This is a genomic window from Halorussus marinus (assembly GCF_004765795.1).
GTDB classification, from domain to species: Archaea; Halobacteriota; Halobacteria; order Halobacteriales; family Haladaptataceae; genus Halorussus; species Halorussus marinus.
Genome location: NZ_SBIV01000001.1, coordinates 427,793 through 454,219, shown reverse-complemented (window position 1 = coordinate 454,219; position 26,427 = coordinate 427,793). Strand labels below are relative to the sequence as shown.

General features: G+C 70.1%; 28 protein-coding genes. 14 read left to right on the top strand and 14 right to left on the bottom strand.

Annotation, left to right across the window (positions count from 1 at the left end; all coding sequences use genetic code 11):
* Nucleotides 1-216 precede the first annotated feature (216 nt).
* From gatC to EPY72_RS02335, 3 genes are all read left to right on the top strand, one after another.
* Nucleotides 217-495 carry an Asp-tRNA(Asn)/Glu-tRNA(Gln) amidotransferase subunit GatC gene (gene gatC, locus EPY72_RS02345; protein WP_135805442.1) on the top strand — a complete coding sequence of 93 codons (279 nt, stop codon included), beginning with the start codon at nucleotides 217-219 and terminating at the stop codon, nucleotides 493-495.
* A gap of 2 nt (nucleotides 496-497) precedes the next feature.
* Entirely contained in the window at nucleotides 498-1,772 is a 1,275-nt protein-coding gene (gatA, locus tag EPY72_RS02340) for an Asp-tRNA(Asn)/Glu-tRNA(Gln) amidotransferase subunit GatA (protein ID WP_135805441.1), read from the top strand.
* A 173-nt stretch (nucleotides 1,773-1,945) separates the two neighbouring features.
* The gene (locus EPY72_RS02335) at nucleotides 1,946-3,181 is read left to right on the top strand and encodes a YegP family protein (RefSeq protein WP_135805440.1); all 1,236 of its coding nucleotides are present in this window, start codon (nucleotides 1,946-1,948) and stop codon (nucleotides 3,179-3,181) included.
* Nucleotides 3,182-3,190: 9 nt separating this feature from the next.
* Here EPY72_RS02335 and EPY72_RS02330 read toward each other — a convergent pair whose 3' ends face one another.
* From EPY72_RS02330 to EPY72_RS02290, 9 genes are all read right to left on the bottom strand, one after another.
* Nucleotides 3,191-3,535, bottom strand: coding sequence for a helix-turn-helix transcriptional regulator (locus EPY72_RS02330; protein WP_134670917.1), 345 nt, complete (start codon nucleotides 3,533-3,535; stop codon nucleotides 3,191-3,193).
* Nucleotides 3,536-3,560: 25 nt separating this feature from the next.
* Entirely contained in the window at nucleotides 3,561-4,313 is a 753-nt protein-coding gene (locus EPY72_RS02325) for an NRDE family protein (protein ID WP_135805439.1), read from the bottom strand.
* Nucleotides 4,314-4,369: 56 nt separating this feature from the next.
* Nucleotides 4,370-5,920 (bottom strand): o-succinylbenzoate--CoA ligase, encoded by a 1,551-nt coding sequence (menE, locus tag EPY72_RS02320; protein WP_135805438.1) that lies wholly within the window; start codon nucleotides 5,918-5,920, stop codon nucleotides 4,370-4,372.
* Nucleotides 5,913-6,965: a mandelate racemase/muconate lactonizing enzyme family protein gene (locus EPY72_RS02315; protein WP_135805437.1), complete on the bottom strand. Its 1,053-nt coding sequence runs from the start codon at nucleotides 6,963-6,965 to the stop codon at nucleotides 5,913-5,915. Before EPY72_RS02315 ends, menE begins: the two co-directional genes overlap by 8 nt.
* Nucleotides 6,962-7,903: a 1,4-dihydroxy-2-naphthoate polyprenyltransferase gene (locus EPY72_RS02310; protein WP_134670913.1), complete on the bottom strand. Its 942-nt coding sequence runs from the start codon at nucleotides 7,901-7,903 to the stop codon at nucleotides 6,962-6,964. Before EPY72_RS02310 ends, EPY72_RS02315 begins: the two co-directional genes overlap by 4 nt.
* 224 nt (nucleotides 7,904-8,127) lie before the next feature.
* Nucleotides 8,128-8,931 carry a molybdate ABC transporter permease subunit gene (locus EPY72_RS02305; RefSeq protein WP_135805436.1) on the bottom strand — a complete coding sequence of 268 codons (804 nt, stop codon included), beginning with the start codon at nucleotides 8,929-8,931 and terminating at the stop codon, nucleotides 8,128-8,130.
* Nucleotides 8,906-9,856, bottom strand: coding sequence for an extracellular solute-binding protein (locus EPY72_RS02300; RefSeq protein WP_134670911.1), 951 nt, complete (start codon nucleotides 9,854-9,856; stop codon nucleotides 8,906-8,908). The genes EPY72_RS02305 and EPY72_RS02300 overlap by 26 nt, the downstream gene beginning before the upstream one ends.
* Before the next feature lie 85 nt (nucleotides 9,857-9,941).
* The gene (locus EPY72_RS02295) at nucleotides 9,942-10,835 is read right to left on the bottom strand and encodes a 1,4-dihydroxy-2-naphthoyl-CoA synthase (RefSeq protein ID WP_134670910.1); all 894 of its coding nucleotides are present in this window, start codon (nucleotides 10,833-10,835) and stop codon (nucleotides 9,942-9,944) included.
* A 43-nt stretch (nucleotides 10,836-10,878) separates the two neighbouring features.
* Nucleotides 10,879-11,598, bottom strand: coding sequence for a DUF2270 domain-containing protein (locus EPY72_RS02290; protein ID WP_134670909.1), 720 nt, complete (start codon nucleotides 11,596-11,598; stop codon nucleotides 10,879-10,881).
* 115 nt (nucleotides 11,599-11,713) lie between these two features.
* Here EPY72_RS02290 and EPY72_RS02285 point away from each other — a divergent pair, with 115 nt between their 5' ends.
* The gene (locus tag EPY72_RS02285; protein WP_210423476.1) at nucleotides 11,714-12,901 is read left to right on the top strand and encodes a pyridoxal phosphate-dependent aminotransferase; all 1,188 of its coding nucleotides are present in this window, start codon (nucleotides 11,714-11,716) and stop codon (nucleotides 12,899-12,901) included.
* Here the strand turns inward: EPY72_RS02285 and EPY72_RS02280 are convergent.
* From EPY72_RS02280 to EPY72_RS02265, 4 genes are all read right to left on the bottom strand, one after another.
* Entirely contained in the window at nucleotides 12,898-13,272 is a 375-nt protein-coding gene (locus tag EPY72_RS02280; RefSeq protein ID WP_135805435.1) for a DUF7522 family protein, read from the bottom strand. The two genes, EPY72_RS02285 and EPY72_RS02280, sit on opposite strands and share 4 nt — an antisense overlap.
* Before the next feature lie 70 nt (nucleotides 13,273-13,342).
* Nucleotides 13,343-15,136 (bottom strand): 2-succinyl-5-enolpyruvyl-6-hydroxy-3-cyclohexene-1-carboxylic-acid synthase, encoded by a 1,794-nt coding sequence (gene menD / locus EPY72_RS02275; RefSeq protein ID WP_135805434.1) that lies wholly within the window; start codon nucleotides 15,134-15,136, stop codon nucleotides 13,343-13,345.
* Nucleotides 15,133-16,467, bottom strand: coding sequence for an isochorismate synthase (locus EPY72_RS02270; protein WP_135805433.1), 1,335 nt, complete (start codon nucleotides 16,465-16,467; stop codon nucleotides 15,133-15,135). The genes menD and EPY72_RS02270 overlap by 4 nt, the downstream gene beginning before the upstream one ends.
* A 32-nt stretch (nucleotides 16,468-16,499) precedes the next feature.
* Nucleotides 16,500-17,096, bottom strand: coding sequence for a sulfite oxidase-like oxidoreductase (locus EPY72_RS02265; protein ID WP_135805432.1), 597 nt, complete (start codon nucleotides 17,094-17,096; stop codon nucleotides 16,500-16,502).
* Between the two features lie 222 nt (nucleotides 17,097-17,318).
* Here EPY72_RS02265 and EPY72_RS02260 point away from each other — a divergent pair, with 222 nt between their 5' ends.
* The 4 genes from EPY72_RS02260 (at nucleotide 17,319) to EPY72_RS02245 (ending at nucleotide 21,092) form a co-directional block, all read left to right on the top strand.
* On the top strand, nucleotides 17,319-17,564 hold the full coding sequence (locus EPY72_RS02260) for a hypothetical protein (RefSeq protein ID WP_135805636.1): 246 nt from the start codon (nucleotides 17,319-17,321) through the stop codon (nucleotides 17,562-17,564).
* 188 nt (nucleotides 17,565-17,752) lie between these two features.
* Nucleotides 17,753-17,971 (top strand): ribbon-helix-helix domain-containing protein, encoded by a 219-nt coding sequence (locus EPY72_RS02255; RefSeq protein WP_115865556.1) that lies wholly within the window; start codon nucleotides 17,753-17,755, stop codon nucleotides 17,969-17,971.
* A 67-nt stretch (nucleotides 17,972-18,038) separates the two neighbouring features.
* Nucleotides 18,039-18,317: a UPF0058 family protein gene (locus EPY72_RS02250; protein ID WP_134670903.1), complete on the top strand. Its 279-nt coding sequence runs from the start codon at nucleotides 18,039-18,041 to the stop codon at nucleotides 18,315-18,317.
* Between the two features lie 411 nt (nucleotides 18,318-18,728).
* Nucleotides 18,729-21,092 carry a DUF7527 domain-containing protein gene (locus tag EPY72_RS02245; RefSeq protein WP_135805431.1) on the top strand — a complete coding sequence of 788 codons (2,364 nt, stop codon included), beginning with the start codon at nucleotides 18,729-18,731 and terminating at the stop codon, nucleotides 21,090-21,092.
* On the opposite strand, the gene EPY72_RS02240 is transcribed toward EPY72_RS02245, so the two are convergent.
* Nucleotides 21,089-21,394 (bottom strand): hypothetical protein, encoded by a 306-nt coding sequence (locus tag EPY72_RS02240; RefSeq protein WP_134670901.1) that lies wholly within the window; start codon nucleotides 21,392-21,394, stop codon nucleotides 21,089-21,091. The two genes, EPY72_RS02245 and EPY72_RS02240, sit on opposite strands and share 4 nt — an antisense overlap.
* Before the next feature lie 249 nt (nucleotides 21,395-21,643).
* Between EPY72_RS02240 and EPY72_RS02235 the strand changes: the two genes are divergently transcribed.
* The 6 genes from EPY72_RS02235 (at nucleotide 21,644) to cysS (ending at nucleotide 26,409) form a co-directional block, all read left to right on the top strand.
* The gene (locus tag EPY72_RS02235; RefSeq protein ID WP_134670900.1) at nucleotides 21,644-22,999 is read left to right on the top strand and encodes an adenylosuccinate synthase; all 1,356 of its coding nucleotides are present in this window, start codon (nucleotides 21,644-21,646) and stop codon (nucleotides 22,997-22,999) included.
* Nucleotides 23,000-23,157: 158 nt separating this feature from the next.
* Complete coding sequence (locus EPY72_RS02230) at nucleotides 23,158-23,388, top strand: UPF0058 family protein (RefSeq protein ID WP_134670899.1); 231 nt, start codon at nucleotides 23,158-23,160, stop codon at nucleotides 23,386-23,388.
* A gap of 109 nt (nucleotides 23,389-23,497) precedes the next feature.
* Entirely contained in the window at nucleotides 23,498-23,689 is a 192-nt protein-coding gene (locus EPY72_RS02225; protein ID WP_134670898.1) for a methytransferase partner Trm112, read from the top strand.
* 35 nt (nucleotides 23,690-23,724) lie between these two features.
* Nucleotides 23,725-24,303, top strand: coding sequence for a DUF7524 family protein (locus EPY72_RS02220; protein ID WP_135805430.1), 579 nt, complete (start codon nucleotides 23,725-23,727; stop codon nucleotides 24,301-24,303).
* 64 nt (nucleotides 24,304-24,367) lie between these two features.
* On the top strand, nucleotides 24,368-24,886 hold the full coding sequence (locus EPY72_RS02215; protein ID WP_135805429.1) for a DUF7523 family protein: 519 nt from the start codon (nucleotides 24,368-24,370) through the stop codon (nucleotides 24,884-24,886).
* Between the two features lie 74 nt (nucleotides 24,887-24,960).
* Nucleotides 24,961-26,409, top strand: a complete 1,449-nt coding sequence (gene cysS / locus EPY72_RS02210) for a cysteine--tRNA ligase (RefSeq protein WP_135805428.1) — start codon at nucleotides 24,961-24,963, stop codon at nucleotides 26,407-26,409.
* Nucleotides 26,410-26,427 lie beyond the last annotated feature (18 nt).

Sequence of the window (26,427 nt, the reverse complement as noted above, 5' to 3'; positions counted from 1 at the left end):
TACAGAAGACACCGTTAATAGCGACCGAAGCTACTTAAATAGTTCGGCTCGGTGGGGGTGGAGATTCGGCCCGGGATAGCGACTTCGAGGGTCGATACGGCCGCGGAAGGCATCTACGCTGTTTTGCGCGAGAGCTCCAATTCCCGTATCTTTAATACAGTTTCCGAGAGGTCCCGTATCGAAACCCTTACCGCCGGTCCGCGGGACCCTTTGGGTATGAGCGAAACGTCTCCCGGACCCGAGGAGGTCCGCCACGTCGCCGACCTCGCGCGCGTCGGGCTCGACGACGAGGAGGTCGAGCGGTTCACCGACCAGTTCGCGGACATCCTCGGCTACTTCGAGACGCTAGAGGAGGTCCCCGAGGTCGAGCGCGAGGCCGACCTCGCCAACGTGATGCGCGCCGACGAGGTGCGCGAGTCGCTGAGTCAGGACGAGGCGCTCTCGAACGCACCCGAGACCGAGGACGGCTACTTCAAGGGGCCGAACGTCTCCTGATCATGACCGACGACCACAACATCTTCGTCACCGAGGAGATCGTCGAGGGCGCCGACGACGGCCCGCTCGCGGACGCGACGGTGGCGGTCAAGGACAACATCAGCACCGAGGGGGTCCGCACGACCTGCGGGTCGGCGATGCTCGACGACTACGTCCCGCCCTACGACGCGACCGTCGTCGAGTCGCTGAAGGCGGCCGGCGCGACGATCGTCGGCAAGGCCAACATGGACGAGTTCGGGATGGGGTCGACCACCGAGACCTCGGCGTTCGGGCCGGTCGAGAACCCCGCCGCACCGGGCCGCGTGCCCGGCGGTTCGTCGGGCGGGAGCGCGGCCGCGGTCGCCGCGGGCGAGGCCGACCTCGCGCTCGGAAGCGACACCGGCGGGTCGGTCCGCAATCCCGCGGCGTTCTGTGGCGTGGTCGGCATCAAGCCCACCTACGGGCTCGTCTCGCGGTACGGCCTCGTGGCGTACGCCAACAGCCTCGAACAGATCGGGCCGCTCGGGCCGACCGTCGAGGCGACCGCCGAACTCTTAGACGTCATCAGCGGGCCAGACGACCGAGACGCCACCTCCCGCGAGGAGGGCGCCGACACCGACTACGCGAGCGCCGCCGACGGCGACGTCGCGGGGACCACGATCGGCGTCCCGACCGAACTCGTCGAGGGCGCCGACGCGGGCGTCCGCGAGCGCTTCGAGGAGACCCTCGAGGACCTCCGCGATGGGGGCGCGATCGTCGAGGAAGTCTCGTTGCCCTCGGTCGAACACGCGGTCGAGGCCTACTACGTCATCGCGATGTCGGAGGCGTCCTCGAACCTCGCGCGGTTCGACGGCGTCCGGTACGGCAACTCGGGCGGTTTCGAGGGCAACTGGAACGAGGCGTTCAGCGACTCTCGGGAGGCGTTCGGCGAGGAAGTCAAGCGGCGCATCCTCCTCGGGACCTACGCGCTCTCGGCGGGCTACCACGACAAGTACTACAAGCAGGCTCAAGACGCCCGCGCGTGGGTCAAGCAGGACTTCGACGAGGCGTTCGAGTCGGTCGACGTGCTCGCGAGCCCGACGATGCCCACCCCGCCGTTCGAGCAGGGCGAGAGCCTCGAGGACCCGCTCCAGATGTACCTCGCCGACGCCAACACCGTGCCGGTGAATCTGGCGGACCTGCCCGCGATCTCGGTCCCCGCCGGCGAGACCGACGCCGGCCCGGTCGGGGTGCAGTTCGTCGGCCCCGCGTTCGGCGAGGAGGCGATCATCCGGGTCGGCAGTGCGGTCGAGAACTGAGCCGAGCGGGTTTTTACCGCCTTCGATCCCCGAGAGCGTCGATTTTCCGACTGGTGAGCGCCGCCGCCGCGTGTTCCGGGACGCGCCCGTGCCGTGTCCCGGTTTGCTTTCACCGTTCAGTTATAATACATTTGTCAACATTCATGGTGTGGTGGTGAGAACTCTCAGAAGTAATGTCAACTGACACGTCGGAGAGCGCGCTCGTGAGCACGTATCGCAAGCGGTTCGGCGAACCGCTGACGAACGACGAAGTGTACGGCTACTGGCTGTTCGTGGTCAGCGTCCTGGCCGCGGTCGCGGGCATGGTGCTCGCGTTGAGTACCGAGAGCATCGGCACCACCCGGGAGATGGCGTTCTCGCTGACGGGGCTCGGCCTCGCCGGCGCGCTGACCGGGCTCGTGGTCGGCCAGTCGTTCCACCGGGTGGCGAAGCTACTGGTGTATCTCGGCGCCGCGGTGTGTGTCGCCGCCGTCGGGTGGTTCACAGCCGTCTACCCGTTCGAGTGGCAGTTCGGTCGAGCCGCGACCACGAACGTGATCGCGCTGTACACGCTCGGACTCGGCGTCATCACCTTCTCGGGAGTCCTCGCGCCCGTGACCGTGGGCCAGAGCCGCGCCCGGAGCGCCGCAGAGGCGGCGCTGGCCGCCGCCCGCGAGACGTCCGCGGACCGCGAGCGAGAGGCGTCGGCGCTCCGATCGGAGCTCGAGGAGAAGGCCGACCGAATCGAGCGACTGGAGGCCGAACTCGACGAACTCAGCGACTCCCGGGACGCCGCGGCCGCGGCGGCCGACGCGGCCAGCGAGGAGACCGCCGCCGAGCGCGAGCGCGCCGCCGACGCCCAAGCCCGCCTCGAGCGCCTCCACGAGAGCACCGCCACGTTCCAGCTCTACCGCGACAAGGCCAGCGAGTGGCGCTGGCGGCTCGTCCACCGGAACGGCCGGATACTCGCCGACTCGGGCGAGGGGTACGTCTCCCGGTCGAACGCCCGTCGGGCGGTCGAGACCGTCGCGGAGACGGCCGGCGAGGCGGCGGTCGACGCCGACGACGGCGCCCGGTTCGAGGTGTACGAGGACGCCGGCGGCGAGCACCGCTGGCGGCTCCTGAGCGCAAACAACGAGCTCATCGCCGACGGCGGGCAGGGGTATGCAGACCGGTCGGCCGCGACTGACGCGGTCGAACGAGTCTGCGAGTACGCGCCGGACGCGGACGCGCTCACGGTCGGCGAGGCCGCCGTCGAGATCTACGAGGACGCCGGCGGCGAGTACCGCTGGCGGCTCCGCCACCGCAACGGCACCATCCTCGCCACCGGCGGCGAGGGGTACAGCGATCGCTCCGGGGCGGTCGAGGGGGTCAACGGCGTGAAGCAAAACGCGCCGAACACGGCGATCGAAGAAGTAGAGTCCCAGTAGGCGTCCGACTCACTCGCTGTACGCGAGGTTCATGATCCACTGGGAGAAGGCGTCGCTCTCGGCGTCGATCTCTTCTTCGCCGATGAACGGCGAGAGCATGTCGCCGGCCATCAACAGCGAGAAGTCGAGGTCGCGGGCCGCGGGCGTGATCAGGTAGGTGTTGTGACCCTCGTAGACGGTCTCCTCGCGCTGGACGAGGCCCTTCTCGTAGAGCGACTCCACGATCCGGCTCCCCTTCCGGGAGTCGACGTCGAGTTCCTTCCAGAAGTCGCTCTGGTGGATACCGCCGGACTGCCGGACGAGTTCGAGACCGGCACGCTCCGCCTCGGTGAGGTCGTCCTCGGATGCTGCCATACGGGGAACACGGTCCCCGAGCGGTTTAAAGCTGACCGTCGCCGATTTCGACGTCCTCGTAGTCGGTCTCGCACGGCGGCCCGTCGGCGAACCGATACCGCCCCGCCCCGGTCGCGTCGATCGAGATCAGCGAGGACGATCTGGTGGCGTACCCCTCGCCGTGGACGCACGCGCCGAGGTCGTGGTCTTCGAGCGCGGCCGCCGCGGTCTCGAACCACGCCGACACCTCCTCGCCGCGATCGGCGTCGCCGGTCGGATCGCCCCTCGGGACGGGCCGGACGGCCTCGCGGACCCGATCGGCCGTCTCTGTGGCCCCCTCGTAGCCGTCGTTGACGACGACGTGGACGCCGGGGTCGAAGTGAGTCGCACGGAGGACGCCGTCCCACTCGAGCAGAGTCGCGTCCCCGGCGTCGGCGACCACGAGGTTGAAGCCGTCGTACGCGCGGGCCGCCAGTTCGTCGCGGACGGTCGAGACCGCCTCGTGGTGGGACTCGGCGGCGAGCGCGTCCCGCACGAGGAGTCCCCGAGACCGGTCGGGCTCGAAGCCAGCGCCCGTCTCGGGGTCGCGCCGGCGGTTCGTGATCGCGACGAACACGCCGGCGTCGTTGTAGCCGATCCACGTCCCGCCGGCCTCCTCGTCGGTCGGCGCGACGACTCGCGGATCGTCGTCGATGGTCGCGGGCGGTCGCGACGGGCGGTCGACCCGCTCGTCGCGGTTCGCCGCGGCGGCTATCGGGGCGTCGTCGAACACCTGCCACGCGAGGACGAGGGTACACACGGTCGCCACTACGGCCGTGGCGGGCTAAAACCTCGCGGCTTCGGAAGCTCCTTCTGCTACTCCCGGAGGAACTCGCGGACCGCCTCGCGCTCGACGGTGCCCGAGGCGGTTCGCGGGAGCTCGTCGGCGACCCCGACGGTTCGGGGCCGCTTGTAGCCCGCGAGTCGGCCCTCGCAGTGGCGCTCGACATCGCCGACCGAGAGCGTGGCCCCGGCCTCGGGGACCACGAGCGCGCCGACCCGCTCGCCCCACTCCTCGTCGTCGAGTCCGACGACGGCGGCGTCCCGAACGTCGGGGTGGTCGCGCAGTACGTCGGCGACCTCGCCGGGGTGGACGTTCTCGCCGCCGGTGACGATGCGGTCCTCGCGCCGGTTCAGCACCCAGATTCGACCACCGTCGTCGCGGTAGCCCACGTCGCCGGTGTGGAGACCGCGGGGGCCGAACGCCGCCTCGGTCGCCCCGGGATCGCCGTAGTAGCCGGGCGTGACCGTCGGGCCGGCCACGACGAGTTCGCCGGTCTCGCCCGCCGAAACCGGCTCGCCGGCGTCGTCGACGACCGTCACGTCGGTCCACAGCAGGGGCCGGCCCACGGTCCCCCGGTGGGCGAACGCCTCGCGGGGCCGGGCGGTCGCGATCTGGGAGGTCGTCTCGGTCATGCCGTAGGTCGGGTGGACCGGCACGCGCCGCTCCTCGCAGCGTTCGAGCAGTTCCTCGCGGGCGGGCGCGCCCCCGAGCAGGACGAACCGCAGCGAGTCGGCGAGGTCGTCGGTGGCGTCGAGCATCCGGCGGAGCATCGTCGGGACCAGCGAGACGCCGGTGACATCGTACGCCGCGATCGCGTCGGCGGCCCTCGCGGCGTCGAACCCCTCCTGAAGCACGACGGTCGAGCCGTACAGCGCCGACCGGAGGACGACCGACAGCCCGCCCATGTGGTACATCGACAGGCAGAGCAACCACCGGTCGTCGGGGGTCGCGCCGAGCCGGAACGCCGACGACACCGCACTCGACAGGACGTTCCCGGCGGTGAGCGCGACCGCCTTCGGATCGCCGGTCGTGCCGGAGGTGAAAAGAAGCGCCTGCCGGTCGCCGCGGGACCGCTCGGCGGGCGCGACCGCCGCGGGCTCGGTCTCGCGGAGCGAGGCGACCGGCTCGCGGTCCGGCGGGTCGACCGACGCGACCGGGACGGCCCCGACCGGCTCGCCGTCGGCCCGCGAATCGTCGGCCCGTCGGGGCTCGGAGGCGGCTACCGCCGCGGACTCGGTCTCGGCCTCGCAGACGAGTAGCGTGAGGTCGGCGACCGCGGCCTGCCGGGCGAGTTCGGGGTCGGCGAGTCGGGCGTTGAGCGGGACTAACACCGCGCCGAGCCGGGCCGCGGCGTGGACGAGCCGGACGAACGCCACCCGCGTCTCCATCAGGACGCCGAGGTGGTCGCCTTCCCGGACACCGAGGGCCGCGAGCCGGCCCGCGGTCGCCGCGACCGCCTCGTCGAGGTCGGCGTAGGTCCACTCGGTGGCGTCGGCCGCCTCGATCAGCGCGGTGGCGTCGGGCGAGATCCGCGCCCGGCGGGCCAGCCAGTCGACGGTCCCGTCGGGCCAACGCTCAGACACGGTCGCCCCCGTGGGCCCCCGCGGCGTTGCCCCACGCGTCGACGGGGCCGTTGCCCGACCCCTGCGGGACCACCGCCCGGCCGTCGGCGACCGGCGCGATGTCGGGGCCGAGGTCCGATTCGAGCAGTTTCGCGGTCGCGAGCCCGCACGCCGGCGGGTCGGGGATCGCGGCCGCGACGTGGACCGCGGCGGTCCGCGCGACCGCGGCGTCGACGGTGGTGGTCACGACCGGCTCGACGCCCGCCTCCCGGGCCCGCTCGGCGACCGCGACCGCACGCCGGGGGCCGCCGAGCGCCATCGGTTTGAGCACGAGCGCCGCCGGGTCCGCGTCGAGGGCGTCCGCGACGTCGACCGCCGCGAGCGTCTCGTCTAACGCGATCGGCCCCGACAGCGCCGCGAGTCCGGGCACGTCGGTCGCGGGCAGGGGCTGTTCGACGTACTCGAGTCGGTCGGCCGTGGCGTCGAGGAACTGCTGGGCCTGCGACCGGGACCACGCCCCGTTGGCGTCGGCCCGGAGGGCGGCGTCGACCGCGTCGGCGGCGGCCTCGACGCGCTCGATGTCGGCCGCGAGCGGGCGCGCGCCCACCTTGAGCTTGACGCAGTCGAAGCCGGCGTCGACGGCGCGTTCGACCGCCGCGACGGTCTGATCGGCGGGGGCGTCCCCGACCGTCGCGTTCGCCGGGACGCTCTCGACCCGATCGGACGCGCCGAGGTGGCGGTAGAGGGGCTCGTCCGCCCGAGAGGCCGCCAGATCAGCGAGCGCGAGATCGAGCGCGTGGCGCGCCGCGGGGGTCGGTTCGAGCGCGTCGAGAGAGTCGTCGGGGGCCGCGCCCCGATCGACGGCGTCGACGACGGTGCCGAGCGCGCGCTCGCACTCGTCGTAGTGTTCGGTCCAGCCCGCGAGCGGGGTCGCCTCCCCGACGCCGACCGCGCCGTCGTCGGCGTCGAGCCGGAGCACCAGCCCCTCGCGGCGCTCGATCGACCCCCGGGCGGTGTCGAGGGACTCCGCGAGCGGGACCGCGAACGGCCGGACGCCCGCCTTCATGCTATCAGACCCAGCGCGAAGAGGACCGAGTGGGCCGCCAGCAGTTTGCCAGTCTGTTCGAGCGCGGGGTTGAGCGCCTCGCCGGAGGCGTCGGTGAGGACGGTCCGGGCGATCAGGCCGGCGTACGGCAGGGTCGCCAGCGGAGCGAGCACGGCCGGCGAGTAGTCGGCGGCGAGCCAGAACCAGAACGGGACGGCGTACGCGACCGCGAGCAAGCCGACGAACTCCGCCCTGCTGGCCCGGTAGCCGAGGATGACCGCGAGGGTCTTCTTGCCGGCCTCGCGGTCGGTTTCGAGGTCCCGGACGTTGTTGACCACCAGGATGTCGGTGGAGATGGCGGCGACCGGGAGGCTGGCGACGACCGACGCGAGCGTGACCGTCCCCGACGGAATCGCGGTCGGGAACAGCGGGGCGACCACCGCGGCCGCCTGCACGTAGAAGGTGCCGGTCACCGCGATGACGCCGAAGAAGACGAAGACGAACAGGTCCCCGAGACCGTGCGAGCCGAGCGGGAACGGGCCCCCGGCGTACGCGACGCCCGAGACCACGCTGGCGAGTCCGATCACGAGGATCGGGACCCCGCCGACCGCGACCAGGTAGGTCCCGACGAGGATCGCGAGCCCGAAGGTGGCGTACATCGCGCGCTTGACCTGTGCCGGCGGGATGAGTCCCGACTGGGTGACGCGGGTGAACCCCTCGCGGTCGTCGGTGTCGACGCCCTTGACGGCGTCGTAGTAGTCGTTGGCGAAGTTGGTCCCGATCTGGATGAGCGCCGCGCCGAGGAACGCGGCGAGCGCCGGGAGCGGCGCGAACAGCCCCTCGTGGACCGCGAGCCCGGTCCCGACGACGACGGGGGCCGCGGCCGCCGGGAGCGTGTGGGGCCGGGCCGCGATCAGCCACGCCTCGCGGCGGCTGTGGTCGGTGGTCGTTTCGCTCATTGTGTGACCCTTACGGGAACCGAACAATAGCCCCTGCGGTTTCGGGAAACGCGGCCGGAACCCCTCGGCCTCGGGGCGGCGCCGCGGCTGTCGAATCGCGGCGGCCCGTAGAAGGCGTCTTCGCTCGTATCTACTCCTTGTCGCCAGAATCACTTAAACGATCGCGGCGGACGCCGACTTCCCGACGCCGGACTCTGCGGGGCGGCCTCCGGACTCGCGGGCGCTCAGTCCCACGGGTTCGTGCCGACGAGGTTCAATACGACGAGCGCGGCGATCGAAACCCCGACGAGGACGAGCGCGACGGGGAACGCCTCGGAGAGCCCGGTCGTGGTGAACGACACCCAGATCTGGACCGGCATGGTCCGGGGGTAGTAGGCAAGCATCATGGTCGCGCCGAACTCGCCCATCGACCGGGCGAACGCCAGCGTCACGCCCGCGAGCACCCCCGGCCACGCGAGCGGCAGGGTCACTCGCCGGAAGGTCGCGGCCCGGGACTCCCCGAGCGTGAACGCCGCCTCTTCGAGTCGATCGTCGACGCCCTCGAAGGCGGCTTTCGCGGTCACGACGACGAACGGCGAGGCCACGAACGTCTGGGCGAGGACCACGCCCGCGAGCGACCGGGTGAGCGGGACACCCGCGGCGGCGGCCGCGGTCCCGACCGCGGAGTTCGGCCCGACCAGCGTCAGCAGGACGAGACCGCTCACGATCGGCGGGAGCACGAGCGGTAACACCACGACCGCGACGACGAGGCTCCGCCACCGGGTCTCGGTCCGGGCGAGCCAGTAGGCGAGCGGCAGGCCGAGCGCGGTCGCGACGACGGTGCTCGCGGTCGCCGAGACCAGCGAGTTCGTGACCGCCCCGATCACGCTCGGGTCCCCGAGCCGCGCGGCCACGTCGCCTGGCGGGCGAGCCACGACCAGCGCCGCCAGCGGGAGGAGGTAGTAACACAGCAACAGGCCCCCGAGCAGGAGAGCGACGGTGAGCCACCCCGTCGAGCGGACCTCACTCCGCGATCGCGTCGGGAACATCGCCTCCGAACTCGGGGTAGTCGTCGGGCACTTCGAAGCCGTACTCGGTCAGATAGTCGCCGGTCGCGTGCGCCTCGAACACCGCCCGGACCGTCCGGGTCGGCTCCGAGCGAATCGTGGTCGCGTAGCGCACGGGCGCGCCCCGGACGGTCTTGCCGCTCGGCAGGGTGTACGAGACTGTCCGGTAGGTCTCCTCGCGGTCGGGGTCGCTGAGGTCGATCTCGGGCGGCAGGTCGACGTACTCGTAGCCTCGCGCGAGCGCGTCGCTCCGGTAGGTGAACGCGGCGTCGACGTTGCCGGTCTCGAACTGGCTCACGAGCTGGGTCTCGGGGTAGAGCTGGTCGCGGCTGGGGATCGCCTCCCGGAGGTCGGCGTCTGTGTCGTAGCGCTCGGTGGCGAGCTCCAGCGCGAAGAGGGTGCGATAGCCGAGCGGATCGAGGTCGGGGTCGGTGCGCCCGAGCGTCACCTCCCCGTCGAGTAGCGGTCGGAACCACGCCTCGGACCCGGCATCGGCGAGCGCCCGGCCGCCCGGCGTGTCGGGGTCGTAGGCGATCACGACCGAGTTGGTCGCGAACGCCGCGTGCCACGGCGGATCGAGCGGCCCGTCGAACAGCACGGGGTCGGCCACCGACACGATGTCGGGGTCTTTCTGGCCCTCGTCGACCAGTCGGGCGAGCGCCGCCGAGCCGCGGGCCTCGACACGGAGGGTCGTCCCTCGGTCCCGAAGCGTCGGCCGGAGGCCGTTCTCGAGGGCGTGGTTGAGACTCCCGGCGGCGAGGAGTTCGACGGGCCCCGAGTCGGTGGTCTCGGCCGACGGCCCGCCGGCCGACAGGTGGGTCACACAGCCCGCGAGCCCGCTCGCGAGGATCGCCGCCCCGCCGGCGAGGACGCCGCGGCGCGATCGTCGAGGCTCAGAGTCGGCCATAGTGGGATTCCCAGTGGTTACTCAAAAGTTGTATCGAAACCAAAATACGTTACTCCCGAACACGTTCGGCTCTGTGGCGTGAGTCTCAGTAGTGCCAGTCGAACTCCTCGAAGTCGGGGTCGCGCCCCTCGACGAACGCGTCGCGGCCCTCCCGGGCCTCGTCGGTCATGTACGCGAGTCGGGTGGCCTCGCCCGCGAACACCTGCTGGCCGACCATCCCGTCGGAGTCGAGGTTGAACGCGTACTTGAGCATCCGGATCGCGGTCGGGCTCTTGCGGTTGATCTCGGCCGCCCACTCCAGCGCGACCGCTTCGAGGTCCTCGTGGGGGACCACCTCGTTGACCATCCCCATCTCCTCGGCCTCCGCGGCGCTGTAATCCTTTCCGAGGAAGAAGATCTCGCGGGCCTTCTTCTGGCCGACCTGCCGGGCGAGGTACGCCGAGCCGAACCCGCCGTCGAACGACGCCACGTCCGGGTCGGTCTGCTTGAACACGGCGTGGTCCTCGCTCGCGATGGTCAGATCGCAGACGACGTGGAGGCTGTGGCCGCCGCCGACCGCCCAGCCGGGGACGACACAGACCACCGGCTTGGGGATGTGGCGGATGAGGCGCTGGACTTCGAGAATGTGGAGCCGACCGCCCTCGGCGGCGCGGCCGGTCTCGCCGTCCTCGCCTCGATACTCGTAGCCGTCCTCGCCCCGGACGGTCTGGTCGCCGCCCGCGCAGAACGCCCACCCGCCGTCTTTCGGCGAGGGACCGTTGCCGGTCAGCAGGACACAGCCGACGTCGGTCTGGCGCTTGGCGTGGTCGAGTGCGTCGTAGAGTTCGTCGACGGTTTTGGGTCGGAAGGCGTTCCGGACCGCCGGCCGGTCGAACGCGATCCGGACCGTCCCCGAATCGACCGCGCGGTGGTACGTGATGTCGTCGAAGTCCGGCCCCGCGGCCTCCCACGCCTCGGGGTCGAAGGTCTCTGAGACCATACCCCCGAGTGGGTGGGGAACCCCCAAATAGGTTCCACGTTCGTCACTCGTCGAGGTCCTTCCACTCGTCGGGGTCGCCCTCGCGGAACTCCCCCTTGGCGTGGCGCTCGCGGGGCCAGAACGCGATCGCGACCATCGCCAGATAGAACGCGCCGACGGTCCCGATCACGGCGACGCCCGGGATGGTGCCGATCGCGGCGGCCGTCAGCCAGTCCTCGCGGGGCGCGAACGCCGTGATCCGGAACGCCCACGCGACGAGCAGGACGCCGAGCAGGGCGAGATAGACCCGCTTGAGCCGGTTCGCGAGCGCCTCGGGCACCGAGACCTTCCGCGTCGGCCGCCGGTAGTCGCGGCTGAGTTGGGCGCGCCAGTCGCGGCTCTCGACGCCGTCTGAGGGGTCGAGCGCGTTCGCGAACAGGTTCTCCTGCAGGAGTCGGACCCGCGACCGGAACACGTCGTAGTCGCGGTAGCGCCGCGCCTCGATGCCGAGGAAGATAGCGACGACGACGACCCCGATCAGCAGAATGTAGTGGGGGTTGTCGCCGCTCGAAAACGCCCACGTCAGGATCGCCGCCAACACGGTCACCGACCACGTCGTGGCCTGATCGAGCCGCTGGCGCCACGTCCCGACCCGATCGACCTCCCCGCGGTAGGCGTGGGCCATCACCGATCCGAGACCCGTACTCTCGTCGACCATCTCGCGGCCGATCTCCCGCTGGTCGGGAGCCTGCGGATCGAACTCGTCGTCGCTCGAATCGGTCATAGGTGAACAACGCGCTCGGCTCGCATATGCGGTGTGGCGGGGCGACTCGACGCGACGACCCGGCCCGTTTTCCGGGGGACGAACTTACTTCACGCCAGATTCCGTGCGTACGCCCATGACCGACGCAAGCCAGCAGGCCTCGACGCCACCGACCGCGGCCCGAGTCGACCACCTCGAACGCTCGAAGATCCGCGTGATGTTCGATCTCGCCGCCGAACACGACGGCGATCCCGTCCGACTCCACGTCGGCGAGCCCGACTTCGACACCCCCGAGCACGTTCTCGACGCGGCCGACCGGGCGGCCCGCGACGGCGAGACTCACTACACGGTCAATCAGGGGATCGCGCCGCTCCGTGAGGCCGTCGCCGACGAACTTGCCCGCGAGAGCGACGTGACGGTCTCGCCCGAGCAGGTAACCGTCAAGTCGGGCGCGATGGAGGCCCTCGCGCTGGGGACCCTCGCGGTGGCCGACCCCGGCGACGAGGTGGTGATCCCGACGCCGGCGTGGCCGAACTACTACAACCACGCCGCGATGGCGGGCGCGACCCCGGTAGAGGTCCCGCTGTCGGCCGACGAGGGGTTCGACCTCGACGCCGACCGCGTGGCCGACGCCATCGGCGACGACACCGCCGCCGTGATCCTGACGACCCCGTCGAACCCGACCGGACGGGTCTACGACGAGGACGCGATCAGCGAGGTGGTCGACGCCGCCGCGGCCCACGACGCCTACGTCTTCGCCGACGAGGTGTACGGTCGGCTCACGTACGACGAGTCGTTCCGGGGGATGGCGTCGTACGTCGACCACCCCGAGCGGGTGCTGACAGTCGGCTCGTGCTCGAAGACCTACGCGATGACCGGCTGGCGGCTCGGCTGGCTCGCGGGCCCCCAGCAGATCGTCGACGCGGTCACACAGCTGGGCGAGAGCACCACCGCCTGCTCGTCGAGCGTGAGCCAGCACGCCGCGCTGGCCGCGCTGACCGGACCCCAAGAGCCCGTCGCGGAGATGAAGGCGGCGTTCGAGGAGCGCCGGGACTACGTGGTCGAGCGCGTCGCCGACATCGACGGCGTCTCGTGTCCGCGCCCCGAGGGGGCGTTCTACGCGTTCCTCGACGTGAGCGAGTTCGAGGGCGGGAGCTTCGACGTCGCCAAGCGCCTGCTCGAGGAGTACGGAGTCGTGACCGCGCCCGGCGACGGCTTCGGCGACGCCGGCGAGGGCTACCTCCGGATCAGCTTCGCGAACAGCTTAGACCGCATCGAGACGGGCCTCGACCGAATCGAGGAGATGGCTCGGGCCGAGCGCTAATCGGCCACCAACTCCCTGCAACGGCCGATGAACGTGTTGTGGACCGCGAACACCTCGGCGTCGAGCGCGACCGCGGTGCCGGTGTTGGCGTCGTGGGCAAAGTGCATCTCGACGGCGTTCTCGAAGCACTTGACCGTGCAGTTCAGCTCGCCGTGGTCGTAGAGGCTCTCCTGATGGGGCTTGCCGAATCCTTCGAGTCGGACGTCGTCGACCGCCCGCTCGATCTCCCCGTCGGCGTAGCGGTCGGCGACGTCGTCGCGGAGATACACCACCTGCCAGTCGTCGGCGGTGTAGTGGACGACGCTCCGGAGGTGGTCGCCGACGCGCTCGCGCAGGAACTCGGTCAGCGATTCGGCGGCGGCTACTGACATGGTTCGGGCTGAATTGACGCTAAACGGACATTAATGTTGCCTCGGTCATCACCGAGCACAACGGCCCGGGCTACCCGAGGCGGCGACCGACTCGCTCGGCGAGTTCCTCGCGGTAGCGGTGGCTCTCGGCGGCCTCGGTCACGACTTCGATCACCTGAGTCCCGTCGCGGTCGACCGAGTCGGCGAACGCAGACCGGAACGACCCGAGGTCGGCGACCCGCTCGAACTCCAGCCCGTAGAGGTCGCCGGTCGCCTCGAAGTCGAGCCCGTGAGGGGTCTTGAACTGGTCGGTGAACGGCGGGTCGAACCCCTCGATCGGGAGCATGTGGAAGATGCCCCCGCCGTCGTTGTTGATCTCGACGACGGTGGCGTCGACGCCACACCGCCTGACCGCGAGCAGACCGTTCATGTCGTGGTAGTACGCGAGGTCGCCGGTGACGACGACGAGGGGGTCGTCGGTCGCGCTCCCCGCGCCCAGCCCGGTCGACGCGATGCCGTCGATGCCGCTCGCGCCCCGGTTGCCCAGTACCGTCAGCGCCGCCGCCCGGGGCTCGCCGAAGCGGTCGAGGTCTCGGACCGGCATGCTGTTCGAGACCATCACGGTCGCCGGGTCGGGCGCGTCGGCGGCCACCGCCGAGAGCACCCCGCCCTCGAACAGGCGGTCCTCGCGGGCCGATTCGACGGTCTCCCAGTACTCGCGCTCGGCGTCGACGAACCGCCGGCGCCACGCACGCCCCGATTCGCCGGCCTCGTCGGCGTCGAGCGCCGAGGCGAGTCGCTCGGCGAGCAGGGTCGGATCGGCCGCCAGCAGGTCGGTCGCGGCGAACGTCGCCTCGCGCCACTCGCCCGCCGGGTCGACGAGGAACTGGCGGGCGCCGCTGGCACCGAGATACTGCCGGAGCACCTTCGAAGTGGGCGAGGCGCCGAACCGGACGACCACCTCCGGGTCGGGCCACGAATCGGCGACGGCGTCGAGGTAACCGTCGTAGCCGCCGGCGACCAGCGGGCCGCCGTCGTCGGGCGCCGCGTGCCCGAAGCGGTGGCCCGAGAGAGGGTCTGCGAGCACCGGAAAGCCGGTCGCCACCGCGAGGTCGGCGAGCGCCGCCCGGTCGGGCGTCGGCGCGTCGGCGGGGCCGACCACGACCAGCCCGCGGTCGGCGTCGGCGACTGCGTCCCGGACAACCCGGAGGTCGGTCTCGTCGAGGCCCGGGCGCCCGCCGGCGGTCCGGACGAACGGCCCATCCCGACCGTCGGCCGCGAGCGGGTGGTCGTCGGGGAAGCCCTCGGGCACGTCGCCGGGCACCTCGATCGGTTCGAGGGGCTTGCGGAACGGGACGTTGAGGTGGACCGGCCCCGGTGGCGTGCCGGTCGACTCCGCGACGGCGCGGCCCGCGGTCGTCCGGACCGACCGGAGTTTGCGGTCGTCGGCCTCGGGCTCGGGGAGCTCGGTGTACCACCGGACCGCGTCGCCGTAGAGCTTCTGTTGGTCGACGGTCTGGTTCGCGCCGGAGTCTCTGAGCTCGGGCGGCCGGTCGGCGGTGAGCACGACCATCGGGACCCGGGCCTGATTCGCCTCGATGATCGCGGGGTGGAAGTTGGCGGCCGCGGTGCCCGAGGTACAGACCAGCGGCGTCGGGCGCCCGGTGCGCTTGGCCCGCCCGAGCGCGAAGAAGGCCGCCGACCGCTCGTCGAGGTGCGAGAACACGGTGAGGTCGCTGTCGGCGAACGCCACGGTGAGCGGCGTCGACCGGCTCCCGGGCGCGATACACACCGCCTCGATCCCGGCGGCCTCGAACTCGGCGACGAGGGCCTGGGCCCACAGCGTGTTGCGGTTCGGCGCCGGGGCGTCCGAGCGGTCGGTCATCGCTGGAGTTCGTCGAGGATCGGCCGGTACTTCAGCTGGACCTCCTCGTACTCGGTCTCGGGGTCGCTGTCGGCGACGATGCCGTTGCCGGCGAACAGCGTCACCCGCCGGTCGGTCGCGACCCCCGACCGGAGGCCGACCGCGAATGTGCCGTCGCCGTCGGCGTCGAACCAGCCGACGGGCGCGGCGTACCACCCGCGGTCGAAGCTCTCGACCGCCCGGATGGTCGCCAGCGCCTCCTCGAGCGGGAGCCCGCCGACCGCGGGCGTCGGGTGGAGCGCCTCGGCCACCGAGAGGACGTGGCCGGCGTCGTCGGGGAACTCGGCCTCGACCGGGGTCCAGAGGTGCTGGATGTTCGCGAGCTTCCGGACCTGCCGGTCGCCGACCCTGACCGAGCCGGCGAGGGGGCCGAGCTGGTCGCGGATCGTCTCGACGACCAGCTCGTGCTCGTGGCGCATCTTCTCGCTGTCCCGGAGGTCGGCTTCGAGTCGCTCGTCTTCGGCGTCGGTCTCGCCCCGACCGACCGACCCCGCGAGCGCGTCGGTCTCGACCGTCCGGCCCCGGAGAGTCGCGAGCCGCTCGGGCGTCGCGCCGAAAAAGCCCGCCTCGGCGGTCGGCTCGAAGAGGAACCGGAAGCAGTCGGGGTACGACTCGCCGAGGCGTTCGAGGACGTCCGGAATCGGGACGGGGCCGTCGAGGTCGGCCGAAAGCGCCTGCGCGAGGGTGACCTTCCGGAGGTCGCCGCGCTCGATGCGCTCGACCGCGCCCCGGACCTGCGCGGCCCACTCCTCGCGGGTCGCTGTCGGCTCCGTGGCGACGACCGACGGGAGGCGGCTCTCGGGCGCGTCGTCGACGAGACGCTCGCGGACCGATTCGAGCTCCTCGTCGACGGTCTCGGGCGCGCTTTCGGGCACCGAGACGGTCACCCACGTCTCGCCGTCGGCGCGGGTCAGGAGGGTGCGCGGGAGCACGAAGTGGGCCGGCGGGAACCCCCGCCACGGCGCGAGCGCTTCGTGATCGTCGTGAAACGAGAACCCGCCGAACAGCCGCGGACGGGCGACCCCGGGCCCGTCGTACTCGACCCCGTCGAAGAGGTCGGCCGCGTCCTCGCGGACGGACTCGAAGCGGTTCGGGTCGGTCGCGATGATCCGGGCCGCGCTCCCGCCGCCCGAGAACTCCGGCCCGTACGGGCTGGTCCAGTAGACGCGAGGGGCGTCGCGCCCGGCGAGAAACGACCGGGCGGCGCAGTCGGGTAGCTGGCAGGCCCGGCTCGCGACCGCGGAGCCGGTCGGTTCGGCCGACACCTGTCCGTCGCGGGGCGATGACTCCATTCAGTCGGACTCAGGGTCGGGAACCCTTCAGTCTAACTGTATCGCTGTTCGCGCCACGGGTTCGCGGTGTCGGAGTAGCCCCGCTTCTCCCAGTAGCCCCGCTCGGGTTCGGTTAGGAACTCGACGCCGTCGACCCACTTCGCGCCCTTGTAGGCGTACTTGTGCGGCGTCACTACCCGGAGCGGGCCGCCGTGTTCGCGCGCGAGCGGCTCGCCGTCGTACTCGTAGACGAACAGCACTTCCTCGCGCATGCACTCTTCGAGGGTCAGATCGGTCGTATAGCCGTCGAGGGCGGAGAACATGACGTGGACCGCCTCGTCGTCGACGCCCGCCCGCTCGGCGAGCGTCGCGAACGGGACGCCAGTGAACTCGCAGTCGAACTTGCTCCAGCCGGTCACGCAGTGAAAGTCCTGACGCTGGGTCTCGGTCGGGAGGTCTCTGAACGCCTCCCACGAGAACGCCAGCTCGTCGTCGACGGCGCCCGAGACGGTGAACTCCCACGTCTCGGGGTCCCAGTCGGGGGTCCCGCCCTTCGAGAGGACCGGAAACTTGCTGGTCTCCCGCTGGCCCGGCGGGAGGCGGTCGCCGTCGAACTCCTCGTGGAGGTCGGTCACGTCCGTGAGGCTCATGTCCCGTGGTCGGGCTGGGAGACAAGTAGGTCTATCGACTCGGGGCGATTCGGCTCGCGACCGACCGCGAAAACCGCGTGTTTCGCGGTCGTAACCCGATGTTTCCCGAGAGAAACGCTGGGTACTCGCGGGCATCGACTCAATAACAAAGGACGCGTGGCCAAAGATTCGGGTTGCATGGCGATGCAAAAACAAACCCAAGACAGTGGTAGCGGAGCGGCGATGGAGGCCGCCGAGGACTCGACGACCGACATCGCGGTTCTCGCGTCGGTAGCGTCCGTCGCGCTCTCGTGGTATCAGTTCTTCGTGCGGGGCGACCGCGAGATGGGGCTGTTCGTCGGCCTGTGGGCGCCCACGATCATCGGGTTCGCCAGCTACTTCAATCAGAAGCGGATGGAGCAAAAGCTCGCGTCGCTGGGTCCGAGCCGGATCAAAGACTCGATCGAGCAGATGCTGAGCGGCCGATAACCGCCGTCCGAACCCCTTTATTTGATCGTCCGAGCGCTGTCCGGCGGTCGGTCCCGCGAATTCCGACTGAGTGAGTCTGAGTTACGACTCTCCGAACAGAATTTTCGGTAGCAGATAAAACCTTTAGGAACACTCGAACTCTCCCCGTCAGACTTAAGAACACCCCTCCCGAAGCCACCAATGTTCCAATGCCGAAGGTAGAGATAACTATCCCGGAGCACCTCGAAATGCAGATCGCCCAGATGGTCGAACAGGGCGAGTTCGTCAACCGCGAGGAAGCGATCGAGGACCTCCTCTCGACCGGCCTGAAAGCCTACAAGACGAGCGGCCCCATGGACGACGACGACCGCGAGCCCGGCCTCGAAGACGAAGGCATGATGGGTCACGAAGACGAGTACGTCTTCTAGCTCTCCCTTTCTCTCGTGGGACCCGTTCTCAGAAACCCTTAAACCGAACAGTTCCCTACCCACGTCCATGCACAAAGACGAGCTTCTCGAACTCCACGAGGAGATGGTCCTCATCATGGAGTACTTTCAGGACCGCGAGAGCGTCGCCGACGGGCTGTTCGACCCCTACGAGGAACTGGACGTCGACCCCTCGCACGTCCACAAGTCCAAGAGCGAGCACAAACACGCCGTATTCGTCCTCGGCAACGCGCTCGCGACCGCGATGAGCGACGACGAGTTCAGCGAGGCCGGCCGCATCGGCAAGCGCATGCAGGAACTCGCCGACGACGCCGAGTCTAAGATCTAAAACGACCTTTTGCTGCGCTCGCGCCCCGAGCGGCGCTCGCTTGCAAAAGCTCGATCAAAAACACGGCGTCACCGCCTCAGTCACACCCTCGCTTCGCTCGGGTGTTCCTTCGACGGTTCCTTGGTCCGCTCGCTCCCTTCGGTCGCTCGCGGCGGATTGTGGTGTGGGTCCGTGGAACGTGTCCCCGAGCCACGCACTGTTTTGTGACCTTCGTGACTCCCATCGTCCACGGGAGGCGAGCAATTGTACCGAGAGCGAGGGCGAAGCCCGAGCGAGCGGACCAAGGAACCCCCGAAGGGGGTGACGCAGGATTTTGATCGAGCTTTTGCAAGGGCGCGCCGCTCGGGGCGCGCCCGCAGCAAAAGGTCGCGGGCCGCAAGATATTTAGAAGGGCTTTGGCTTGACCGTAACATGGAAACGCGCACGGTCGAGCAGGTCGAAGGCTGGAACTCCCGTCCGTTCTCGGGCGGGTACGCCGGCCTGCGCGAACTCTCCGACGGGGAGTTCTCGGGGGCGGTACGAACGGGTGGGGCGTGGCTGTTCATGCTCAACGGGCGGGCAATCGGCGTCCACGAGGGCGATCTGGACGACTTCGAGGACGCCGACGGAACCGCGTACGCCGCGCCACACCCCTCGCTCCCGCTGCTCTTCAGCATGCAAGAGACCGGCGGCGACACGCGAGCCAAGTACTACACCAACGACACGCCGCTGACGGAGGTCGATTCGACGCTCAGCGACGGCGGGTTCACTGGTTTCATCGAACTCAGCGAGAACGTCCTGAGCGGGGACTACTACGTCGCCTACTACGGCGGGCGCTCGATGAGCGTGGCGTTCGTCGGCGCGAGCGAACAGGTCGTCTCCGGCGATGAGGCGTTCGAACGGGCGGCCGACGAGGTGGGCATCTACAAAGTCACCGACGTCGACATCGACGTGATCGACCTCCCCGAACCCGAGGAGCCCGACGACCCCGCCCCGGATGCTCCGAGCGCCGGCGGCGCTGACGGCGGGACGGCCCCGGACTCGACGCCCGCCACCGGACGCGACCAGCGCCGAGGGCCGTCCGAGGGGGCCGACGCCTCGCCGGCGACCGACGCGACCGAGACCGACCCCTCCCGAGGCGGCGATCCGTCCGGAGCCCGAGACGCGTCCGGGACGGAGACCGAGAGACGAACCGCGTCCGGGACGGGCAGTCGGTCCGAGCGCGCGGACGCGCGAGATAACGCCGCGCAAAGTGCTCGGGAGCGTGGCGACCAGTCGGCGCTCGGTGGCGGACCGACCGCCGAGGCGTCGACCGACGCCGGCGACGCCCCGGCCGAACGCTCTCCCGATACCTCATCGGCCGAGTCCGCCCCGACCGAGGCGACCACCGGAGCCGAGGTCGCCGATACCGACTCCGCGGAGCCGGCCGGTGGCGCCGCGAGCGCCGAGGTGCAATCCGAGCCGACGCCGAGCGCGGCGGCGGACGAATCGCCGGCCGACGCCGGCGAAGACGAGCCGACCACGCCGACCGGTTCGGGCGAATCGTCGGACGAACGTCAGAGCGACGACGGCGAGATGTTCGAAGGCGAGGCCGAGTGGCGCGAGACCACCACGATTCCCTCGCTCGACCCCGACCGGACAGCCGACGACGCGGGTCCCGAGCGGACCGGCGAGCGCGCCGCGGCGGGGTCGACCCCCTCGCCGTCCTCGTCGGGGTCGGCGACCGAGAGTCGCGGCGGTTCCGAGCCCTCGAGCGGGTCGGCGGGCCGACGCTCCGGAGCGGCGGACCGTTCGCGGACCGACGACCCGCGGGCGAGCGGCGAGTCGAGCCGAGCGTCGAAGGCCCGCGAGCCGTCTTCGGGCGAGCCGACGGGCGACGCCGACGAGCGCGTCGCGGAGGTCCGGTCGGAGCTCCGCCAGCGCACCAAGGAGATCGAGAAACTCAAGCGTCGGCTCTCGTCGATCAAGTCCGAGCGCGACGAGTTGGCGCGCGAGCGCGACGCGCTCCGCCAGGAGGTCGACCGCCTCGAATCCGAACTCGACGCGGCCGAATCGGGCGGCTCGGTCGACGCGAGTTCGCGCCTCGGCGCGGGCGAGGCCTTCGAGGGGACGAACCTCTTCGTTCGCTACCGCTCGAAGGGCGACGCGACCCTCGAACAGGCGGCCGCGGGGGACGCAGAGCCCGACGAGGTGAACGCGAACCTCCAGCTCGAACACCACACCCAGTTCGAGGCGGCCGACGTCGCGGTCGACGGCGCGCCGTTCGAGGAGTTTCTCACCGACTCCTTCGAGTACCGGTTCGCCTCGTGGGTCGTCGAACAGCTCCTCTACGAGATCCGAGAGACGGGCTACGAGAGCCGCCTCCGGGGGCTCTACGATGCGATCTCTAAGATCGACCGGGTCGACTTCCACGGGTCGGTCGGCGCGGGCACCGACGGCGACGACACCCGCCAGGAGACGTTCGACGTCATCATGCGCGACCGGATGGGAAACCCCCTGATCGTCGCGGACCTAAACGATTCGCGTGACCCCACGACAGGGGAGATGATGGGATCGCTCGTCGACGCCGCGACCGGCGTCGCGCAGGCTCACGGAGAACTCGTCGGCGCGTTCCAGGTGACCGAGAGCTTCTTCGAGCCCGCGGCCCTGGAGACGACGGAAACGGCGACCAGCGGCGGCCTTCTGAGCCGCGAGAAGAGAGCGAGTTTCGTCAAGCTCTCGCGGAAACGCGGGTTCCACCTCTGTTTAGTCGAGTCCCGAAGCGGCGGCTTCCACCTGAACGTCCCGGAGCTTTAGTTCTCGGCTTCGGGCGTCTCGCTGATCTTCATCTCCTCGAGTTTCGCGGTCGTCTCGTCGATCTTACCGTCGAGTTCGGAGACGAACTCCTCGGTGCGCTCGGTCGTGATCGCACCCTGGCTCGAGGGTTCGATAAGGTTCTCCTCTTCGAGAACCCGGAGGGAGTACCGAACCTTGTGGTGGGGGTAGCCGGTCTCGTTCGACATCTTCACGATGCCGATCGGTTCGCTCTCGATGACCATCTTCAGCACCTGAAGATGTCGTTCCAGCATATCGACTTCCTTCTCCAGTCTATCTATCATGGCATGTGTTAACTTGTCTTAGAGGGTTTTAAAAGTTATTGTCCCGGACCGCGGTGTTCCGGATCAGATCGATGCTTGTCGGTGCGAACAGTTAACGGTTCTGGTCAGGCCGTCCGGTGTCGGCGATCCGGTGTATCCTCGATAGTGCGCTTTTCTCACACCGGTCGCGAAGTAGTATCCACGGACGTGCATTTTCGGGGCGTAACGATCGAAATCGGTTTAGGGAATCGGCGAGAATCACTCCGCGTAATGACCGTAACTATCGTCGGATCGCAACTCGGAGACGAGGGCAAGGGCGGGGTCGTCGACCTCTTCGGCGACGCCGCCGACGTCGTCGCTCGCTATCAGGGCGGGGACAACGCGGGCCACACCGTCGTCGAGGGCGGGACGGAGTACAAACTCTCGCTCGTCCCAAGCGGCGCGGTGCGGGACAAGGTCGGCGTGCTCGGCAACGGCTGTGTGGTCAACCCCGCGACGCTGTTCGAGGAGATCGACGACCTCCGCGACCGGGGGCTGGCTCCCGACGTGCGGGTCGCCGAGCGCGCGCACGTCATCCTCCCGTATCACCGCGTGCTCGACGGCATCGAAGAGGAGGCCAAAAGCGACTCGGACATGAAAGTCGGCACGACGGGCCGCGGGATCGGGCCGACCTACGAGGACAAGGTCGGCCGGCGCGGGCTCCGGATCGCCGACCTGCTCGACCCGGAGGGCCTCCGCGAGAAACTCGAGTACGTGGTGGCCCAGAAGCGCGCGCTCGCCGAGGACGTGTTCGGCGTGGACGTCGACGGCCCCGACGCCGACGAGGAGATCGGATCGGCGTTCGACGTCGACGCGATCCACGAGGAGTACAGCGAGTACGGACGCCGGCTTCGCGAGGAGGACATGACCGTCAACGCCGGGGCCTTCCTCGCCGATCGCATCGAGCGCGGCGAGGAGGTCATGTTCGAGGGTGCACAAGGCACCTCGATCGACATCGACCACGGCAACTACCCCTACGTCACCTCCTCGAACCCCACCGCGGGCTACGCCGCGACCGGGACGGGCGTCGGCCCGACGACGGTCGGGCGGGGCGAGGTCGTCGGGATCGTGAAGGCGTACCTCTCGCGGGTCGGCTCGGGCCCACTCCCGACCGAACTGAAAGGCGACGACGAAAGCGAGGAGCTCGCCGAGTACATCCGCGAGGAGGGCGGCGAGTACGGCACCGTCACGGGCCGGCCCCGCCGGGTTGGGTGGCTCGACATCCCGATGTTGCGCCACGCCGCGCGCGCGAACGGCTTTACGGGCCTCGCGATTAACCACATCGACGTGCTGGCGGGTCTCGACGAGGTGAAGGTGGGCCACAGCTACGACCTCGACGGCGAGGAAGTGTTCACCCTGCCGGCCACCACCGAGCAGTGGGCCGACTGCGAGCCGAACCTCCGGCGGTTCGACGGCTGGTCGGACGTCGACTGGGCGGCGGTCGCCGAGGAGGGGTACGACGCGGTCCCGGAGAACGCCCGAGCGTACCTCGAGTACGTCAGCGACGAACTCGACACCGACATCTACGCGGTCGGCGTCGGCCCCGGTCGCGAGGAGACGGTCGTGCTCGAAGACCCCTTCGAGTGACCCCGAGGTGAGCGGACGGCCCGGAATTCGGCCGGACGACCTATATAGGGCGGCGACGATTTAAGGAGACGCGGACTCTCTAGTTCTGCGCGGCGCGTCGGGGCGGCGCCGTCGACGCCACGACCACTGGACGGTGGACCGACCGCCGCGCGAGGAGAATGCAAAAAGTCGAGCTCATCTACGTGCACGCGCTGCTCGCGGCTGTTCACGAGTACCTCGCGGACCGTCACGATCTGCCCGAGTCGTTCCCGAAGTACGACGCCGAGGTAGGACCCTATCAGATCCAACACCGGAAGGCCGACCACGAGGCGGCGGCCCGCACGCTGGCCGCCCACATCGCCGACGAGCTCTCGACCGACGAGCCCGAGCCGGAACTGTCGGAGCCGTGACGGTCACCTCGGAGCCGGCCGTCGAACCGAACCGAGCGACGCCATCGAGCGGGGGTTCGCCCACCCGAAACCCGTCACGCTTTTGGCCCGTCCCCACACAGTCCAACCCATGAAGGAGTCGCTGATGGACATCATCTGTTGTCCGCTGGACAAGCAGGAGCTCGAACTCGACGCGACCGAGACCGACGACGAGGAGGTCCTCGCGGGCACGCTGACCTGCACCGAGTGCGGTGAGACCTACCCGATCGAAGACGGCATCCCGAACCTGCTACCTCCCGACATGCGGGACGTCGAGGCCTGAACTTTTTTCTACCCGGGCGCGAAGGTGTGAACCGAGTGTCAGAGAACCTCACCGTCCACCTGAACGACGACCGGCTCCACGACATCCGGACAGCGACCGCGTTCGAGGCGACCGGCTCGTTCGCCGTCGTGCTGAACAACGGCGACGCGCCGGTCCACGTCCACCTCCGGCTCGACGACGAGCTCTCGTCGGTGGCGTCGATCCGGGCGAACAACCACTTCGTGGGCGCCGACACCGCCCGGCAGGTGAACGTCGAGGTCGAGGACGGCCCCCGACCGGTCGACGGCCAGCTCAAGATCGTCACCGGTCACGGCGCCGAGACCGACTACGTCAGCGTCTCGATCGTCGACCCCGAGGAGAGCGAGGAGACCGTCGCGGTCGACGAGGCGCTCGCCGCACCCGCCCCGGACCGCGACCGCGACGACGACGCCGACGGTGGACTCGGCGGCGTCGACCCGGACCTCGGCGCGAACGCGCCGCTTGCGGCGCTCGGGCTGTTCGCGGTCGCGGTCGCCGCGAGCACCGCACTGCTGGCCGACAGCGCGGTCGTCCTCGTCGGCGTCGGGGCCGTGATCGCCAGCCTCGCGGCCGCCGGCTACCTTCTCGTCCGGTGACGCCCCGGTTCGTTCGGTCCGACAGCACCCAACCGTTTTACCCGTCGGCTCCGAGCCCACACCCATGTCACTCGCCGAAGACGCGCGCGCCGCGGTCCGTGATCGCCCCGTCCTGCTGGCCGCCCTGCGCGCGGGCGTCGTCAACTACACCGCCGCGGCGCGAGCGCTGGCCGACGACGTCGACGGCGACACCGAGTCGGTCGCGACCGCGCTCCGGAGGTTCGCCGAGACGCTCTCGGAACGTACGGTCGATTCGCGCGACGTCCGGGTCACCATGACCAGCGGCGTCGGGATCGCGAGCGAGGGGGCCGACGACCCGGTGCTCGCGGTCGGCGGGATCGCGCTCGCGCCCGGCGCGGGGTCGCTCACCGCCGTCCTCGCGACCGGCGAGGTCGACGCCGCGGCGCTGGCACACGTTCTGGGACGACTGGACGCCGAGGGCGCGGACGTCCGGGCCGCGGGCCTCGCGGGCGAGGCGCTCGCGGTCGCGGTCGAGCGCCGCGACGGCCCCGACGCGCTCCGGATCGCCGAGGACGCGCTGGCGTCGGTCCCGACTCGCGACGGGACGGACGCCGACGGGTAGCGCCCCGACGGGCCCGTCGGCGCGTACTGTCCCTTTCGAATGTTTCAAACGGGCCGTGGGGCTACTAGTCGCCAATGACGCTCCAAGTGACGAACACGCTCTCGGGCGACCGGGAACCGTTCGAGCCCCAGGACCCGGACTCGGTGTTGCTCTACTACTGCGGGCTGACGGTCTCGGATTTCGCCCACCTCGGCCACGCCCGGTCGTGGGTCCACGTCGACGTGATGCACCGGTGGCTCGAACACGTCGGATACGACGTGCGCCACGTCGAGAACTTCACCGACGTGAACGAGAAGATCGTCGCGCGGACGGGCGAAGACGACCTCGGCGACACCGAGAGCGAGGTCGCCCGGACGTTCATCGGGGAGGTCATCGAGGACATGCGCTCGCTCAACCTCAAGCGCGCGGAGGTGTACCCGCGGGTGAGCGAGCACGTCCCCGAGATCGTCGACCTCGTCGAGACGCTGATCGAGAAGGGCTACGCCTACGAGTCGAACGGCTCGGTGTACTTCGACGTGACCGAGTTCGAGGAGTACGGCAAGCTCTCGAACCAGCGGGTCGAGGAGATGGAAGCCCAGGGCGAAGAGAGCGAGCGCGCCGAGAAACGAAACCCCGCGGACTTCGCGCTCTGGAAGGCCGGCGAGGCCCACCCGGACAACGCGGGGCCGGGCGGCCAGACGTGGGACTCCCCGTGGGGCGAGGGCCGGCCCGGCTGGCACATCGAATGCTCGGCGATGAGCATGACTCACCTCGGCGAGACGCTCGACGTCCACGTCGGCGGGCAGGACCTCGTGTTCCCCCATCACGAGAACGAGATCGCCCAGAGCGAGGCCGCGACCGGCGAGCAGTTCGCGAAGTACTGGCTCCACGTCAGCCTGCTTGAGACCGGCGGCGAGAAGATGTCCTCGTCGCTGGAGAACTACTTCACGGTCCGGAACGCGGTCTCGGAGTTCGGGTCGAACGCGGTCCGGATGTTCCTGCTGTCGACGGCGTACAACAGTCGCCAGACCTACAGCGAGGAGACCCTGAGCGAGGCGGTCGAGCGCTGGGAGCGCCTCGAACGGGGCTACGACCGGGCGGTCGAGGCGGTCGACGGCGTCGACGCCCGGACGAAAGTCGAGGACGGCGACCTCCGGGCGGCGGTCGCCGACGCCCGCGAGTCGTTCGCCGGTGCGATGAACGACGACTTCAACACTCGCGAGGCCATCGCGGCGCTACTCGAACTCGTCTCGGCGGTCAACAGGCACGTCGACGACCGCGAGACCTACGACTACCGGGCGCTCCGGGACGCCGTCGAGGCGTTCGAGGAACTGGGCGGTGAGGTGCTCGGGTTCGCGCTCGCCGACGACGCCGAGGGCGACGTCCGACTGCTCGACGAGCTGGTCGAGCTCGTGCTCGACGTCCGCGAGCGCGAGCGCGAGTCGGGCAACTACGAGCGAGCCGACGACCTGCGCGACGAGCTCGCGGCGCTCGGCGTCGAGGTTCAGGACACCGACGACGGCGCCACGTTCCGGATCGAGTAGCCCGTCGGCTCCCGAGCG